Below are 15,463 nucleotides of genomic sequence, written 5' to 3' on the forward strand. Positions count from 1 at the left end.
TTTTTGCTACCTTTCAATTTCGGGCGGGTAGGTGTGAAGCGAAACCATCAGGGCGGCGATATCGGAAATGTTGGTATTCACGATCATGCGTTCCAGCAGGGTCATGGCGTGGGTATAGCTAGGCCCGCGCACGTTCACACGGCGCGGGAAACGGCTGCCGTCAGTGACAAGGTAAAACCCGTATTCCCCGCGCGAACATTCGCCACGGATATAGGTTTCGCCGCGCGGGATTTGCCAGTGCAGCACGTTGGGCAGTTTCGCCATCACCGGCCCCTCATTGGGCATTTTCGCCAGTATCTGGCGCAACAGATCCACCGACATCGCCACATCGCGGCGGCGCACATCGGCGCGGGTGTAGATGTCCGAGCCATGATCGACCACCGGTTCGAAATCCAGCTGGTCATAAACCAGATAGGGCTGATCCTTGCGCACGTCCTTGGCCACGCCGGCGGCGCGGGCATTGGGGCCGGTGATGCCGTATTCATCGACCCACGCAGGGTCGATATAGCCAACCCCGATGCTGCGCCGTTTGAAGACAGCGTTCTTGAACATCACGTCATTGACGTCTTTCAAAACGGCATCGACCTCTTTCAAGGTGGCCTCGAGGCGCTCCTTGAACCCTTCGGGCAGATCATCACGCACTCCGCCGGGCAGGATGAACATGTGATAGATGCGCGCGCCCGTCAGTTCCTCGAACCGGTCCAGCATCAGATCGCGCACATAGGTGGTCCACTGGCCAATCACCCCTTGGCCCAGCGCACCGGCCTGCCCGCCCAGATACATCAGATAGGAATTGATCCGGCCCATTTCCAAAATCATCGTCCTGATCCAGTGGGCGCGTTCGGGCACCACAACGCCTGACAATTCTTCAATCGCGGCGGCATAGCAATATTCGTTGAAATCCGGCTCCGGCACGCAGATGCGGCAGACGATGGGGAAACACTGGATAAAGCTGCGCCGCTCCATCAGTTTTTCAAACCCACGGTGCAGGTATCCCACATGCACCTTGCCTTCGACCACTTCGTCGCCGCAAACCGTCAGTTCAACCGACATGTTGCCGGTGATGCCGGGGTGGTTGGGGCCGTGCCACAGCTTCAGGTATTTGCCGGATGTCAGGTCAATATCCAGCGTGCCGTCGGCCTTTTTGGCGGGGTATTTGGATCGGTCGGGTTGATAGTTCATCTTATTGCCCCCTGTCCGGATAAAGCAGTTCTTTCATGTGGCTGGCGGGGTCTTTGGTGACGCGGCCTTCACGGTGGGCAAAGTTTTCCTCGGAATATTTTTTGGTGTCGAAATCGCGCCGGTACGGGGGAATTTCCTGCCAACCCTCAAGGATGAATTCCTCGTTCACACGGGGGGATCCCGGGAAATCGATGCCGAACATCTCGCGCAACTCGCGCTGATAGGTGGCGGCGGTGGGCCAGATGTCGTGGATGCTGTCCATGCTGGCGTTTTCACGCGGCAGCATCACCCGCAGGCCTACATCCATATCCGCCGTGCGGTTGCTGAGCAGATAGGTCAACTGGAACAGATCTTCTTCCAGCCAGTCAACGGCGGTCAGCAACACAAGGTGGCTGTAGCCTTCGACATCGCGCAGATGGTGCAGGGCGGATCGCAGATAGCGGCAGTCCAGCGTGATAAAGGCAAGGTTGGCGCGTTGCAGGGTCATTTCCCCCAGCGGTATGATTTTGCCCAGATTTTCATAGAGTTTATGCATCATTCATCACCAGTTATAATCGGGCATATCCCAATCCTTGATCACGGATTTCTGGTTCGCCTTGTACCAGTCGAAATTCTCGGCGTATTTGTTGGCGCCTTCGGCTTTGCCGGCCTTGATGATCTTTTTCAGATCGTTGAAACCGGCCAGCAGGGCCTCGGGGCGGGGCATACATCCGGCGATAAACAGGTCGACCGGCATATAGTCATCCAGCTTTTTGATGGTGTTGTAGCTGTCCCAATACATGCCGCCATTGATGGTGCAAGACCCCAGACCGACCACATATTTCGGGCTTTGCATTTGCTCGTAAGCCCGAATGGCGCGTTTCAGGGTTTTCACCGACAGATAGCCGGAAATCATCAACAGATTGGCCTGACGCGGGGTCGGCCGCCACTGGATGCCGAAACGGTAGGCATCAAAGCGCGGTGTCATCAGGGGGCGCATTTCAATCGCGCCACAGCCGGTGCCAAACCCCAATATCCAGATCGATTCCGCGCGCGCCCAGTTGAACAGCCCTTCGACGATTTTCGAGTAGACCGGCAGATGCGCCTTGGGCGCCTCGGCACAGTAATAGTCCTGTAGCGGTTCCACCTCGAACTCAAAGCCATCCGGCCCTTTGACGACGCGTTTTTCCAGTTCTTCTTTCATAGCGACCTCACACAAGCAGAATGGACAGGATGCCGATCGGCACGGCCCATATCATGAAAAAACGGATGCTTTGTTCCACCCGGAACCGCGGAAATGCGACCCCGACAAAAGCCGAGAACAGGTAAAGCAGGAACACCTTAATTGCGAATTCACCCCAGCTGGATGCCCCGCCAAAGAACAGGTTCATATAGATGACGATCTTGGCGACCGGGAAAATCACGCGGTTGGTTTGCATCAGGGCCAGATAGGCGCTGTGGTATTCGGTGGGCGGGCCAATCGGGATTTCCTGCGGCGCGATCACCACATCAAACGGCGGGCGCATCATTGATCCAAGGAAGGCCAGCATCGCCGCCACCACCGCCAGCGGGTTGGTGAACAGGGTCCAGTTCAGGATGCCGCCCTGCTGCGCGGCGACAATTTCGGTCACCGACAGGGTTTGATATTGCAACGCGATGGCGAACACCGCCAGCGTCAGCGGCAATTCTGCCATGGTCACCTGCGACAACCCGCGCGAAATACCGATGGCGGAATGGGGTGAGCCGCTTTCCCCAGCCCCCAGCGCCATGCCAAGGGTGCCGAAAAAGATGAAATACAGCGCAAGGATCAGATCCCCCGAGAACGACAGGTTCGAGAACATCTCCGAGCCGTAAATCGTTGGCACGAACAACAGCAGGCCAATGCCGCCGGTCAGCCGGAACACCGGCCCGAGGTAGAACATATAGCCATGCGTAATCTTGCTACGCAGGGCATAGTTTTTCAGCAGGTCGATATAGTTCTGGTAAAACGGTATCCCGATCCTGCGCCCCGCCCGCGCGCCGATTTTGGCGATGATCGCGGTCATCAGCAGACCATAGTTCAACACGATGAACAGGGTCAGCAGCGAATAGGGGATTTTCATCCATTCAAAAGTCATCAGATCATCCCCCTTGAGGCAAGATAGGCCAGCACAACAAAGATCAGCATCTGGAAGGCATAGGTCTGGCCATTGCCGGTATAGAGGCGCCGGCTAAAGTCGCCCAGATTGTGCAACGCCGTGGCGATGCCGTTCCAGAAGTTGCTGACATAGGGTTGCACCATGAACCCCAGCGCCTTGCGATAGGGCGCATAGAAGTTCCACGCATAATGGGTGGTTTCGGGCCGGTAGGGCCGTTCTGCCGAATAGACGATGTTGAACTGCTTAACCTTCTGGGCATTGCGGTTCAGGAACAACATCCACCCCAGCACCACACAGAAGATCACGCCAACAACCACCATGATCGAAACCGGCGCCCAATAGCCGTATTCGCTGGTGATGGCAGGCCCGCTCCAGTCCAGACCGAATTCATTCGGGAAGAACCGGGTCAGATAGGCATCCACCCGACGCAGCGCCAATCCGGGCACCACGGCAAAACCCAGCAGGAACACCACATAGATCATTTGCGGCAGGATGATCCAGAACGGCGCTTCTTTCAGGCGGCGGTGTTCGTCCTTTAGCTGGCCAAGGAAAATCGTGTGCACCAGCCGGAACAGGTAAAGGAAGCCGATTGGTCCCGACAGGAAAATCAGGATCATCGGCAGCCGGTGTTCGCCCGACATGATCGCGTTATAGAAAATCCAGCGCCCGCCATAGCCCGACAGCGGCGGCACGCCCGACATGGCGATAATCCCGATCATCACGGCGATAAAGGATAGCGGCATCAGGGCAATCAGCCCACCCATTTTATACATCAATCGCGTGCCGGTGCGTTTGGCAACGCCACCAACCGACAGGAACAACATGGATTTATAGATGTAGTGGTTGATCACGAACAACAGCGCCATCAGCCAACCCAGTTTGTTCATCAAGGCCAGACCGAACAACGCATAGCCCATCTGCCCGATCGAGGAATAGGCCAGCAGGCGTTTTGCGTCCTCCTGAAAGGCGGCCATGATGTTGCCCAGCAGGGCAGTCAGTGCGCCGATCCACAGCAGAACCAGCGTCAGGTCAACCGGTCCCAGATGCTGGCGACCCATGGTCATCAGCAGGGTGAACAACCCGAACAGTCCGGCCTTCAGCAACACGCTCGATACCATGGGCGACACATCGGTTTCGGCCTCGGCGTGGGCGCCGGGCAACCAGATGTGCAGCCCGATGGCGGCGGTTTTGGTCATAAAACCAACAGCCAGCAGGATGAACACATAGGGGGCCACATCCGCGCGCACATCGGCCAGCGAGGCGATCTCGAACGGTGCCTGCCCGTGTGCGGCCAGCGCAAAGCCGGTCAGGATGGCGAACGCCCCGCCCAGTGAAAAGATGATGTAGGACAGCGCGTGTGGCTCCGACGCCTTGCCCCGCAGGATCAGGAAGTAAGAGCCGATTGTCAGCATCTCCCACGCCGCGAAAAACGCGAAACTGTTCCCGGCGATGATCAGCAGCGCCAATCCGGCATACATCAGCATGGCGGACGGATAGAACCCTGTGCGCCGCCCCTCGGCATGGAAACTGGCCAGCATGATCACCGCGCCCCCCAGCAGGATGATCGAGCCAAAGATCAGTTGCAGCGGATCATAGCTGGAATAGCTGGCGATAAAATAGGCCACCATTCCGGCAATCGCGATGATGTTCTTGATCCGCGCAGGCAAGCCGTCGATCACAAAGAACAGCAATGCAAACATCAGCGGCAGAACCACCAGCAGGTTGTCCCCCGCCAGTGACAGCAGATTGCGATAGGCCGACATCTCGCCCCAGACATAGGCCAGACCCCAGCCCGCAGCGGCGGCCAGAACCACCACCAGTTCCTTGTGGAACGGCGTGTCCTGAATATAGCGCGGGACGTCGCGTTTGATCACATAGCCGAACCAGCGCATCAGATAGGTGACCTCGATCAGTGCGCCAAACAGGATCACCCCGACCAGCCAGAAATGATTGTGCGCCATCAACCCATGCACCAGTTCCCATTTGGCATAGAATCCGGGGAAGGGCGGCAGACCCGTCAGCATGGCGATAAAGGTGATAAAGATACCAACCATCAGCGGTTTTTGCCGCAGCACGGTCCAGTCCTTCAGATCGCTAGCCTCGAACATGCCGGACATCCAGAACAGACCGGCCTTGGCCACGGCATGGGCCAGCAGGATCCCGCCGGCAATGAACAGGTAACTGTCGCCCAGCACCTCGCGTTGGCCGATGATGGCCAGCACCAGTCCGACCTGCGCGATAGAGGAATAGCCCAGCAATCGGCGGTCGTTGTTTTGCGCCAGCCCCATGATGTTCGAGGCAACAAAGGTCAACAGGCCGATACCGGTGGCCAATGGCAACCATGTAGTGCCACCCATCAACAGAACCTTGTCCACGGCGAACAATGCGCCGGTGGCAAACACTGCGGAAAACAGCGCCGAAAAACCGGGGTGGGCGGATTCGTAAATATCCAGCGCCCAGCCATTGGCGGGAAAGGGTTTTAGTTCGGCAATCAGGGCGATCAAGATCAGGAAAAATGCCAAGGCCCCGCCCTGTTTGGCCAGCATATCGCTGGCCGCCATCGTGTCGATATTCAGGCTGCCGCTGGCGTGATAGGCAAAGATGATGCCGATCAGCAGGAACACGGTGATGAATTCCGAAACCATCAGGTATTTGAACCCCGCGCCCAGCGCGCGTTTGTCTGTGGACATCAGCACCAGACCACCGCTGGCGATCACCACCAGTTCAAGGAACACAAACAGGTTGAACACGTCGCGGGTCAGGATGATGCCGGACACGGCCATCACCGCAATCAGGAACACCGCCATGATCCGCCGTCCCAGCCGCAGCATGGTTTGCTGCATATAGATGGCCGACAACAGCGCCGTCAGATTGATCAGCAGCAGGCCCGTTGCCTCGGCCAGACCCATTTTGAAGTTGATGGCAAAGGGCGCGGGCGTGCCCGCTGTGGTGACTTCGACGGGCGCGGCTCCGCCAGCAAAGGCGATCAGCCACAGGCCGGAAATCAGGCTCATGAATGCAAGGGCGGCAAGGGTGATCAGATAGGCGCTCAGGCGCTTTTCCTCGCGCAAAAGACCCAACAGAAATGCCGCACCCAGACCGGTGGCGATGATAAGAATGATATTTGGCATCACCATTTCAACTCCGTGAATTTGGAAATATCCAGCGTGTGACGGCTGGCGAACAGACGCAGCGCATAGGCCAGCATCAGGGCCGTGACCCCAAGGCCGATCACAATCGCGGTCAGAACAAGGGCCTGTGGCACAGGGTCGATAATCAGGGCATTTGCCTGATCAACCGGCACCGCGGTATCAAGGATGGGGGCGGTGCGCCCGGGCATATAGCCAACGGCCACCAGCACCAGATGCACGCCGGTATTGGCAAGGGTAAAGGCAATGATGATGCGCAGGATATTGCGGTTGTTCAGCGCGCCATACAGCCCGATCAGGATCAGCGCGAAACCGCCCGCCAGTGCAAGGGTTACAAGGCTCATTTTTCATCCTCCGTCTCGGACAGGCTTAGCAACATCGAGCTGAATTCAGCCCCCACCTTCAGGCCAATCAGTGAATAGATCAGCGGGATGGCACCGGCCGAAAACAGCGCCCCGAACCAGCCCTGCGGCAAGAACCGCGCATCCAGAAACCCGCCCGCAAACAGTAGGCCCAGCAGGCCGATGGCCACAAACAGCAATCCGGCGGTGGATTCGATCCGCGAGATCAGGCGATGCGAAAAGCGGCGCATCGGGTCGGTCAGCAACAGCAGCAGAACGGCCGAGGCTACGATCGCCCCGCCCTGAAACCCGCCACCCGGTGTCAGGTGGCCATTTACGAACACATAGATGCCCAAAAGCAGGATCATCGGTGCCAGCAGGCGACTGCCGGTTTGCAGCAATTCACCGGCGGGAAAGGGTTTTGGGCCGCGTTCGGTTTCTATTGCGCGGCCGTGCACCAGCACCAGCGCCACGATGGCGGCGGTCAGAAACAGCACGGTAACTTCGCCCAATGTATCCAGCCCGCGATAGGTGACGATGATGCCGGTCACGACATTCTGCGCGCCCAGATCCGGCGCGGTTTGGCTGGCGTAATAGCTGGCAGTCAGGTTCAGGTCGGTGTCAGGCACATAGCCCGACAGCAACTGGATGAAAATCACAGCCAGACCCGCCAGAAACGCCACAGTCAGCAATCGGTTAATCATCATCCTGCTCCTCTTTCACGCGGCCCAGCACAAAGAAAAACAAAAAGGTGGTCAGCCCGCTGCCAATCGCCGCTTCGGTCATCGCCACATCGGGGGCCGCCAGCAGCACGAACAGAACCGAGGCCATCAGACTGACCAGACCCGCCGCCAGAATGGCAACCGGTGTGCTTTTGCTGGCCACGGCCACCGCCGCGCCCCCCAGCATCGCCGCCAGCGCCAGAATGGCCATCAATAGTGTCAGCGTGCTCATGCCTTGTCCCCCTTGTGATCCTGTTCGAACCGGTCAATGCGGGTGCGGCCGGTTTTGTGGACGTGGGTGCGTTCTGCCGCCCGTGCCAGCACCTGCGAGGACAGCGGGTTGCTGAACAGCAGGAACATGCCGATCAGCAGCAGTTTCAGCGCCCAGCCGGGGTGCATCATGGCAATGCCGGTCAGCGTCAGGATGGTGCCAAGCGTCGTCGCCTTGGTGCCCGCCTGAATACGGTTGAACACATCGGGCATCCGGTTCAGACCCAGCCCGCCCAACAGCAAAAACGCTGTGCCGACCACCAGAACCAGACCGCCCAGAATATCGAATAACGCCCCCATCACGCGCCCCTTTCCAGATAACGGGCAACCACAATCACCCCGAGGAACGACAGCAACGCATAGACCAGCGCCACATCCAGATAGATCACCCTGTCGGCCACCACAGCCGCCAGAATAATGCCGGTGATGGCGATCACGGTCAGCACATCAAAGGCGACCACACGGTCAACCGGCGATGGACCACGCAGGAAGCGAAACAGCGCAAGCAAAAATGCCCCGCCCGCCAGAACAGCGGCCAGATATACCAGAAAATCAGCCATAGATTACCTCTAGATATTTCTCGAAACCGGCGACGATACTTTCGGTCGCCGCGTCGATGTCGTCAGATTCAATATTGACCCAGTGGATGTACAGATATTCGCCCTCGATCTCGACGGTCAGGGTGCCGGGGGTCAGGGTGATCGAATTGGCCAACAACAGCCGCCCCATTTTACTTTTCAAACGGGTGCGCACCTTGACGATGCCCGGGTTGATCGGCAGGTCGGGCGACAGCACAACCCGCGCCAGCGCGATGTTGGATTTCACCAGTTCCTTCAGGAAATAGCCGAAATAGTTAAAGGCCGCGATGAAGGCCTGCGGTGTGGCGCGAAATTCGTTCAGGAACGACATGCTTTCGCGCAAAAACCAGACAATGGCGAATGACGCCACCACCCCGATCAGAAGGGTATCGGGGGCCAGCGTACCGTTCAGCAATATCCAGAAGAACAGCAGCGCCGAAAACGGTTTGATGAATTCCCTAGGTAAGACCATAGTTGCAACTTCCGTTTATCCAAACCGGAAGTTTGCAACGTCCCCTCTTTGTCGATTGCCCACAAAGCGGGGCCAAAACAACCGTGCCTGATCAAAGCAGGCGGCGGGTCAGATTTTTCAATGGTGACCACCGCCACTCTTACCAAGCCATCCGATTTGATGACTGTTATCACAGGATCATCATATGCGAATAAGCGAATAGCTAGAACGCACAATTATGCATAGCTGGATTGCGGGCAAAACTGCAAAAACCTGATCTATATCATTGACCACTGACAAGATTCCCTGCCACCAATTGGGTTTGGAAGACGGTATATGTATTCTTCCGTATACAAAGAACACCGGTGCAAGATATTTCATGTACCAGGGGAGGATTACGCCCCTGCGTCAGTCATAGCATTTATTCAGCCAAATTCGATTTCAATATTTCCATACTTGCCAAAATCGGCATTTATTTCGGACCCGGCAGGGCATTCTACTGGCCGGATAAATGAGCCCGACAACACCACTTGACCGGCCTCCAGCCCCTGCCCCAGTTCTGCCAACCGCCGGACCAGCCAGACAATTCCCGTTACCGGATCATTCAGCACGCCAGCGCCAAGGCCGGTTTCCTCGACCACACCATCACGCGATACAATCGCCCCCAACCAGCGCAAGTCGTGATCGGGGGGTAGATGCCTGCCCCCCAGCACCAGTCCGGCATTTGCGGCATTATCGGCGATGGTGTCCTGCACCAGACGGCGCGCACCGGTTTGCGGGTTTTGACGGGTGATCCGCGTGTCCAGAATTTCCAGCGCGGGGCAAACGTAATCGGCGGCTTTGATCACATCTTTGCGGGTGACTTGCGCCCCTTGCAGAGGGGATTCCATCACAAAGACAATCTCGGCCTCAATCCTCGGCTCAATGAACCGTGCGGAGGGAATGGTGTCACCACTTTCAAACAACATATCATCAAACAACACACCGCTATCGGGCGTTTCAATCTGCAAGGCCTGTTGCATCGCCCGCGAGGTCAGGCCGATTTTCCAACCGATCTGTCGCCGCCCCGCACCGCGCTTCAACGCAACCAAAGCGTCCTGCACAGCATAGGCGTCGGCCAATGTCATTTGTGGATGGCTCTCGCTCAATATCCCTATTTGCCGCCCGTCCTGCTCGGCTGTGAACAAGGATTGCGCCGCAGCGTTAATCTGTTCCGGCGTCATGCCTCACCCTCGTCAGCCACGGTATTGCGCAGGGTTCCGATGCCTTCGGCTGTCACCTCGACCACATCCCCCGGTTTTAACCAGATCGGCGGATCCAGTCGCGCCCCGGCCCCCGTAGGCGTTCCTGTGACAATCACATCACCGGGCACCAATGTGGTGAAGGTCGAGATATATTCGATGATCTTGCGAAACGAAAACAGCATCCGCGCGGTGTGGTCGCTTTGGCGGACCTCGCCGTTTACACGGGTTTCCAGCCGGATGTTGGCGATCTGGCTTTCGTCCCGATAACGCACCAGCCACGGACCAATCGCGCCGGTCCGGTCAAAATTTTTGCCTTGAGTGACATTGAATTTCGCATGCCGAACCCAGTCGCGGATTGTTCCTTCATTACACATGGTTAGCGCAGATATATGATCCAGTGCATTAGCTTGTGAAATCCGCCGGCCGGCCTTGCCGATCACGATCACGATCTCGCCCTCGTAATCCAGTTGCGGGCTTTCCGGCGGGCGGATCAGCGGCGCATCATGCCCCACAAACGAGCGCGCAAAGCGGATGAACAGCGACGGGTTTGGCGGGGCGTCTTTGCCGTCTTTATATTCCGCATTGCGGTCGGGATAATTCACGCCAACACAAATGATCTTTTCCGGCGCGGGAATCGGTATATCCCAGGTAAAACTGCCGTTGGCATGGGTCACATCCCGCCCCTCGGCCGCTTGCGCCACCTGATCCCACGCATCCGCCGCGATCACTTCGCGCAGGGTCGGGAATTCGGGAAAGGCAGGGGAAAGGGCGATCATGCCGCCATCGGCGACAGCCCCCCACAGGGCCGCACCTTGCGCGCTGAACTGCGCCAGCCGCACCGTCATGCGACCCCCGCAGGGCTAAAGGAAATATTGACCTGTCCGGTGCCCGAACTGGGGAAATAGGGTGTGTGCGTGGTGATCTGCCCCGCATAATCCGCCGCCCCCAACGCGCCGAACAACAGGGCGGTGTCGTTCATGCCGCATTCGCCGGCACATTTTTCTGCGTATTCAGGCAGCATGTCCAGAAACTCGACCCAGCGGCCTTGCTCCCACAACTCCAGCACCCGTAAATCCATCTGGCGGTTGAATTCACCGTTGATCGAATTGATCCCTTCGGCGGATTTGTCATTCGGCCAGAACGCATGACTAAGGGAACCCGACGCCAACACCGACACCTTGCGCCCCGATGCAGCAATCGCCTGCGCCAGCAGACGCCCCCATTCCAGATTTTCGGCGATCGAGGCAAACTGGTTCACCGCCACCGGCAGCACCCGCGCAAAGGATCCTTGGTTGATGAAATGCATCGGCAACAGTGTGCCGTATTCAAGCCCCAGGTTTTCATCCGTCTGCGCCAGCGCCCGCACATCCGCCCCTTGCAGGGTTTTTACAATCAGTTCCGCCAGTTCCGGATCGCCCCGATAATCATAATCCAGCCCCGCCAGCATATGCGGCAATTCATGGCTGGTGAAGGTATCGGCATGGCGTGGCTTGGCGTTCAGGTGGAACCCCTGATTAACGATCCAGTGGGTGTCGAACACGATGAAGGTTTCAACCCCCGCCTCCTGCGCCTCGGCACGAAGACGCGCATAGCCGTCAATCGCGCTTTGGCGGATGCCGCGGTATTTCTCCATTGTGTGCGACATCCAGATGGTCGGCACATGCGTGATCTTGGCTGCCTGAACGATTTGTCCCATCAGCGAATCCCCCCTGTTTCAGCCGCCAAGTTGCGGGATTTTTCCCGCTGTGGTGGCAAAGGAAACATTCCGTGTTTCCATGTAAAAATCAAACGACCAGTCGCCGCCATCCCGCCCGATCCCCGAGGCTTTGACCCCGCCAAAGGGCGTTGGCAGATGGCGTTTGTTTTCCGAGTTCACCCAGATCATACCCGTTTCCAGCCGCTGGGTCATCCGCAACGAGCGGGTCAGGTCGTTGGTCCACAGATAGGCGGCAAGGCCATAGTCGGTGTCATTGGCCATGCGCAGCGCGTCGGCCTCGTCCTTGAACGGGATGGCGGTCAGCACAGGGCCGAAAATTTCCTGCCGTGCAATCGCCATATCGTTGTTGGCGTCTGTGAACAGGGTTGGCGCGACATAGCAGCCGGTTTGGCCTACCCGTTCGCCGCCGGTGGCGATCGTTGCGCCCTCGGCACGGGCCGTATCAAAAAAGGACATCACCTTGGCCTGATGCCCCTGCGAAATCAGCGGGCCGATCACCGTGTCGGGGTCCAGCGGGTGGCCCACCTTGATCGCCGCGGCCTTTTTGGCAATCCGCGCGGTTAGGTCGTCATAGACCGAGGCCTGCACCAACAATCGCGAGGATGAAGTGCAGCGTTCGCCATTCAGCGAATAGATCATGAAAATCGCGGCTTCGGCGGCGCGCTCCAGATCGGCATCTTCAAAGACGATCACGGGGTTTTTGCCACCCAGTTCCAGATGCAGCCGTTTTAACGTCGCCGCCCCTTGCGCCATGATCGCCGACCCCGTGGCGCTTTCGCCGACAAAGGCGATGGCGCGGATCAGGGGGTGTTCGCACAGCGCCTTGCCCACCTCTTCGCCAAAACCGTTCACGGTGTTCCAGACGCCCGTGGGCAAGCCCGCCAGTTCGGCAATTTCCACCAGAATTTTCGCAGTGATCGGCGACAGTTCGGCCGGTTTGTGCACCACGGTGCAGCCAGCGGCCAAGGCCGGCGCGATTTTCCATGTGGACAGCATGAACGGCGTATTCCACGGGGTGATCACCCCGACAGGCCCCAGTGGAAACCGCGAGGTGACGTTCATCTGCCCCGGCGCATGGATGGATTTTCCATCGCGGGCCTCGATTGCCTTGTCAGCGTAAAAGCGGAAGTTTTCGGCCCCGCGAATGGCAGCCTTGGACATAAAGCGGATCGCCTGCCCCGTATCAAGGCTCTCCAACAGTGCGATTTCCTCGGCGCGGTCCTCGATTCCGTCGGCGATGGCATGCAGGATATCGCGCCGGTCCTTGCCCGTTACATCCCGCCACGTGTCAAAAGCCTGCGTCGCCGCCAGCGCCGCAATATCAATATCCGAAGCCTTGCCACGGGCAACATCGCACAGGCGGGACATGTCCACCGGCGTTGTGTTTTCAAAGGTTTCCCCGCCCGATGCCGGAACCGACCGGCCCGCAATATGGTTCTGCACCCCGCTATCGCGCCAGTGTTCCAGATAGGTTTCAGCCGCAGCAATATTGCTTTGAAGTGAAGTCATGACAGGTTCCGGTGCTGGTTCATTTAATTAACAGGTTAATTAAATGAACCCCGCCCGTCAAGTCACCTAAACCCCGTCGTGCTCTACCGCTTCTCGAAGCTCGATCAGAAGGTCTAAAAGCTGCTCCATCTTTGATGCGCCAAAGGCCTGTTCGATCCGTTGATAAACCTCGACGGCGCGCCCCGACATGGCATCATATTTCGCCTGCCCTATGGCGGTGATCCGGACCATCCGGCGGCGGGCGTCACTGTCTTCAACCCGCTCAATCAGCCCGCGTTCGGTCAGGTTTTTCATGATCCGCGACAGGGATGGCGGCATCAATACACACATTTCGGACAAGGCGCTGGCGCTCAATGCCTCGCCCTCGGCCAAGGCACGGATCACCCGCCATTGCTGCACGGTCAGACCGATTTGCTCCAGTTCCTTGCGAAACGGGCGCAACGTGGCCTCGCGGGCGCGCAACAGGGCAATCGGCAGGGCGCGATCATAGTTCTTCATGCGTTTTGATCCTTAATGGCGGCGTGGATGGTGCTCCAGCTTTTGCGGGAAAACCGGCTGTCGATCTCGACCACTTCAAGGCTGAGAATAAACGGCACGTCGCCAACCTGCGGGCGCAGAGCGGTTTCGGCGGCAGCATACAGCGTATCGGCGATTCCTGCGCGGGTGGCGGCATCGCGCCCCTCGCCCAGCCGCAGCACCATATCAAGGAAATGATAGGATTTTGCCCCGTCCGCAATCGCCTGATGGTCGGCCCGAAACCCGCGCACGCGGATGCCACCCAGCGGGCATTGACCACTCGAAACCAGCGCATCGCGCAGGGTTTCGGCCAGTCTGTCCAGATCGGCCAGATCCTCTAGCCCCCGGGAATATTCGAAACGTAGATGCGGCATGGTTCCTCCTTGAACCATGACCTTAGCGCCAGTGTATCCCCCGCGCAATCAGGGACGCGGGACTGTGCCCTCGTCCATCCAGTTGTCAAACACCGCCAGCGCGCAATCGGCGAATTCGGCGTCGTTGATATGCGCGTCCAGTTCCAGCAAAGTCACATTCGCCGGACAGGCCTTGCGGACCTCATCGACAAAGGCCGCCATGCCTTCGGCGTCATGCAGTGGCGCACCTTTGCGGTCCCACTCGTTGCCGCCCTGCAATGGCAGGATCAGGGTCACCGGCCCTTCGGCACCTGCCAGCCGTTCGCATATCGCCATTGCAACCTCGCGCCGTTCGTCTGCGCCCAGCAGGATCGAGGACAGCAGACGGTTATGGGCATGCACTTCGCTATCTTTAAAGCGGTCCGGCAAGGGCTGCCAGCCGACCACATCCACCAGATCGTAACAGCCCGGCGCGATGATTTGCGGCGTGCCGGTGGCCCCTGCGTTGGTCATTCGGTCAGGGCCGGCGGAAATGCTGGACCCCATGATGTGGTTGGTCAATTCCTGTGGGGCGAAATCCATCACGGCGGCAAAGGCGCCCTCGGCCGCAAGGCTCTCAAACGCCCGCCCGCCCATTCCGGTTGCGTGGAACACCGCCACCTCGAACCCGCGTTCTTCCAGCGCGGGTTTCAGCGAAACCATATAGCGCAGAACGGTTTTGCCAAAGCTGGTCATGCCGATCAGGGGGCGGTCCCATTTGGGCGCCTCGACCGCCCGCGCCGCCCCCAGCACCGCGCCGGCGGCTTGGGACAGGGACGCCTTGCAGACCGAGTTCAATCCGTATAGCCCACCGGCCCAAAGGATCATCTGGATATCCGCCGCCAATCGTTCCGGCGGGATCAGCGGTGAAAAGCTGACCGTGGAAACCACATATTTCGGCACTCCCAAGGGCAGCGCCTGACACAGGTCCAGCGCCAGATCGGTGCCCATAGTGCCGCCCAGCACGATCACCCCGTCAAACACCCCGTCGCGCCACAGGCTCAAAGTCAGCGCCGCAGCGCCGCGCGCCATGATTTGCATCGCAGTGTTTTCGTCCCCCGATTCAATCGCCTTGTCAATGCTGCTACCGCCTGCTTTGGCCACGTCATGTTTGGAGTAATCCGTGGGCACCTGCGGGTCGCCAAGCACGCTGACATCCATGGTCCGCACCTCGCCGCCCTGGGATCGGACACGGTCGGCCAGATAGGTCAGCTCGGCATCTTTGGTGTCATAGGTGCCTACCACCAGAATGGTTTTGTCGCTCATTTGCCCCAC

At 58.5% G+C, this 15,463-nt stretch carries 18 protein-coding genes; all 18 read right to left on the bottom strand.

Translation table 11 applies throughout. The features are described from left to right. Positions 1 to 6: 6 nt before the first annotated feature. The 18 genes from BAR1_RS11900 to BAR1_RS11985 all read right to left on the bottom strand — a co-directional run bounded on the left by BAR1_RS11900 (position 7) and on the right by BAR1_RS11985 (position 15,454). Entirely contained in the window at positions 7 to 1,182 is a 1,176-nt protein-coding gene (locus BAR1_RS11900) for an NADH-quinone oxidoreductase subunit D (protein WP_118943218.1), read from the bottom strand. A 1-nt stretch (position 1,183) separates the two neighbouring features. Continuing rightward, positions 1,184 to 1,720, bottom strand: coding sequence for an NADH-quinone oxidoreductase subunit C (locus BAR1_RS11905; protein WP_118943219.1), 537 nt, complete (start codon positions 1,718 to 1,720; stop codon positions 1,184 to 1,186). 3 nt (positions 1,721 to 1,723) lie between these two features. Next, the gene (gene nuoB, locus BAR1_RS11910; RefSeq protein ID WP_118943220.1) at positions 1,724 to 2,365 is read right to left on the bottom strand and encodes an NADH-quinone oxidoreductase subunit NuoB; all 642 of its coding nucleotides are present in this window, start codon (positions 2,363 to 2,365) and stop codon (positions 1,724 to 1,726) included. A gap of 7 nt (positions 2,366 to 2,372) precedes the next feature. Continuing rightward, complete coding sequence (locus BAR1_RS11915; protein WP_118943221.1) at positions 2,373 to 3,278, bottom strand: respiratory chain complex I subunit 1 family protein; 906 nt, start codon at positions 3,276 to 3,278, stop codon at positions 2,373 to 2,375. Further along, positions 3,278 to 6,430, bottom strand: a complete 3,153-nt coding sequence (locus tag BAR1_RS11920; protein ID WP_228408548.1) for a proton-conducting transporter transmembrane domain-containing protein — start codon at positions 6,428 to 6,430, stop codon at positions 3,278 to 3,280. Before BAR1_RS11920 ends, BAR1_RS11915 begins: the two co-directional genes overlap by 1 nt. Further along, positions 6,430 to 6,792 (bottom strand): sodium:proton antiporter, encoded by a 363-nt coding sequence (locus BAR1_RS11925; protein WP_118943223.1) that lies wholly within the window; start codon positions 6,790 to 6,792, stop codon positions 6,430 to 6,432. Before BAR1_RS11925 ends, BAR1_RS11920 begins: the two co-directional genes overlap by 1 nt. Continuing rightward, complete coding sequence (mbhE, locus tag BAR1_RS11930; RefSeq protein WP_118943224.1) at positions 6,789 to 7,493, bottom strand: hydrogen gas-evolving membrane-bound hydrogenase subunit E; 705 nt, start codon at positions 7,491 to 7,493, stop codon at positions 6,789 to 6,791. Before mbhE ends, BAR1_RS11925 begins: the two co-directional genes overlap by 4 nt. Further along, a complete protein-coding gene (locus BAR1_RS11935) occupies positions 7,486 to 7,743 on the bottom strand; it encodes a Na(+)/H(+) antiporter subunit B (RefSeq protein WP_118943225.1) in 258 nt (85 codons plus the stop codon). Before BAR1_RS11935 ends, mbhE begins: the two co-directional genes overlap by 8 nt. Next, the gene (mnhG, locus tag BAR1_RS11940; RefSeq protein ID WP_118943226.1) at positions 7,740 to 8,081 is read right to left on the bottom strand and encodes a monovalent cation/H(+) antiporter subunit G; all 342 of its coding nucleotides are present in this window, start codon (positions 8,079 to 8,081) and stop codon (positions 7,740 to 7,742) included. Before mnhG ends, BAR1_RS11935 begins: the two co-directional genes overlap by 4 nt. Continuing rightward, complete coding sequence (locus tag BAR1_RS11945) at positions 8,081 to 8,341, bottom strand: monovalent cation/H+ antiporter complex subunit F (RefSeq protein ID WP_118943227.1); 261 nt, start codon at positions 8,339 to 8,341, stop codon at positions 8,081 to 8,083. The genes mnhG and BAR1_RS11945 overlap by 1 nt, the downstream gene beginning before the upstream one ends. Further along, positions 8,334 to 8,831: a Na+/H+ antiporter subunit E gene (locus tag BAR1_RS11950; RefSeq protein WP_118943228.1), complete on the bottom strand. Its 498-nt coding sequence runs from the start codon at positions 8,829 to 8,831 to the stop codon at positions 8,334 to 8,336. The genes BAR1_RS11945 and BAR1_RS11950 overlap by 8 nt, the downstream gene beginning before the upstream one ends. A gap of 404 nt (positions 8,832 to 9,235) precedes the next feature. Further along, entirely contained in the window at positions 9,236 to 10,033 is a 798-nt protein-coding gene (hpaH, locus tag BAR1_RS11955; RefSeq protein ID WP_118943229.1) for a 2-oxo-hept-4-ene-1,7-dioate hydratase, read from the bottom strand. Next, entirely contained in the window at positions 10,030 to 10,899 is an 870-nt protein-coding gene (locus BAR1_RS11960; RefSeq protein ID WP_118943230.1) for a fumarylacetoacetate hydrolase family protein, read from the bottom strand. The genes hpaH and BAR1_RS11960 overlap by 4 nt, the downstream gene beginning before the upstream one ends. Continuing rightward, the gene (gene hpaD / locus BAR1_RS11965; protein WP_118943231.1) at positions 10,896 to 11,750 is read right to left on the bottom strand and encodes a 3,4-dihydroxyphenylacetate 2,3-dioxygenase; all 855 of its coding nucleotides are present in this window, start codon (positions 11,748 to 11,750) and stop codon (positions 10,896 to 10,898) included. The genes BAR1_RS11960 and hpaD overlap by 4 nt, the downstream gene beginning before the upstream one ends. Positions 11,751 to 11,768: 18 nt before the next feature. Then, positions 11,769 to 13,280: a 5-carboxymethyl-2-hydroxymuconate semialdehyde dehydrogenase gene (hpaE, locus tag BAR1_RS11970; protein WP_118943232.1), complete on the bottom strand. Its 1,512-nt coding sequence runs from the start codon at positions 13,278 to 13,280 to the stop codon at positions 11,769 to 11,771. Between the two features lie 66 nt (positions 13,281 to 13,346). Then, a complete protein-coding gene (locus tag BAR1_RS11975) occupies positions 13,347 to 13,778 on the bottom strand; it encodes a MarR family transcriptional regulator (RefSeq protein WP_118943233.1) in 432 nt (143 codons plus the stop codon). Then, positions 13,775 to 14,170: a 5-carboxymethyl-2-hydroxymuconate Delta-isomerase gene (locus BAR1_RS11980; protein ID WP_118943234.1), complete on the bottom strand. Its 396-nt coding sequence runs from the start codon at positions 14,168 to 14,170 to the stop codon at positions 13,775 to 13,777. The genes BAR1_RS11975 and BAR1_RS11980 overlap by 4 nt, the downstream gene beginning before the upstream one ends. Before the next feature lie 48 nt (positions 14,171 to 14,218). Continuing rightward, positions 14,219 to 15,454, bottom strand: a complete 1,236-nt coding sequence (locus BAR1_RS11985) for a Tm-1-like ATP-binding domain-containing protein (RefSeq protein ID WP_118943235.1) — start codon at positions 15,452 to 15,454, stop codon at positions 14,219 to 14,221. Between the last annotated feature and the right edge of the window lie 9 nt (positions 15,455 to 15,463).

Source organism: Profundibacter amoris (assembly GCF_003544895.1).
GTDB lineage: Bacteria > Pseudomonadota > Alphaproteobacteria > Rhodobacterales > Rhodobacteraceae > Profundibacter > Profundibacter amoris.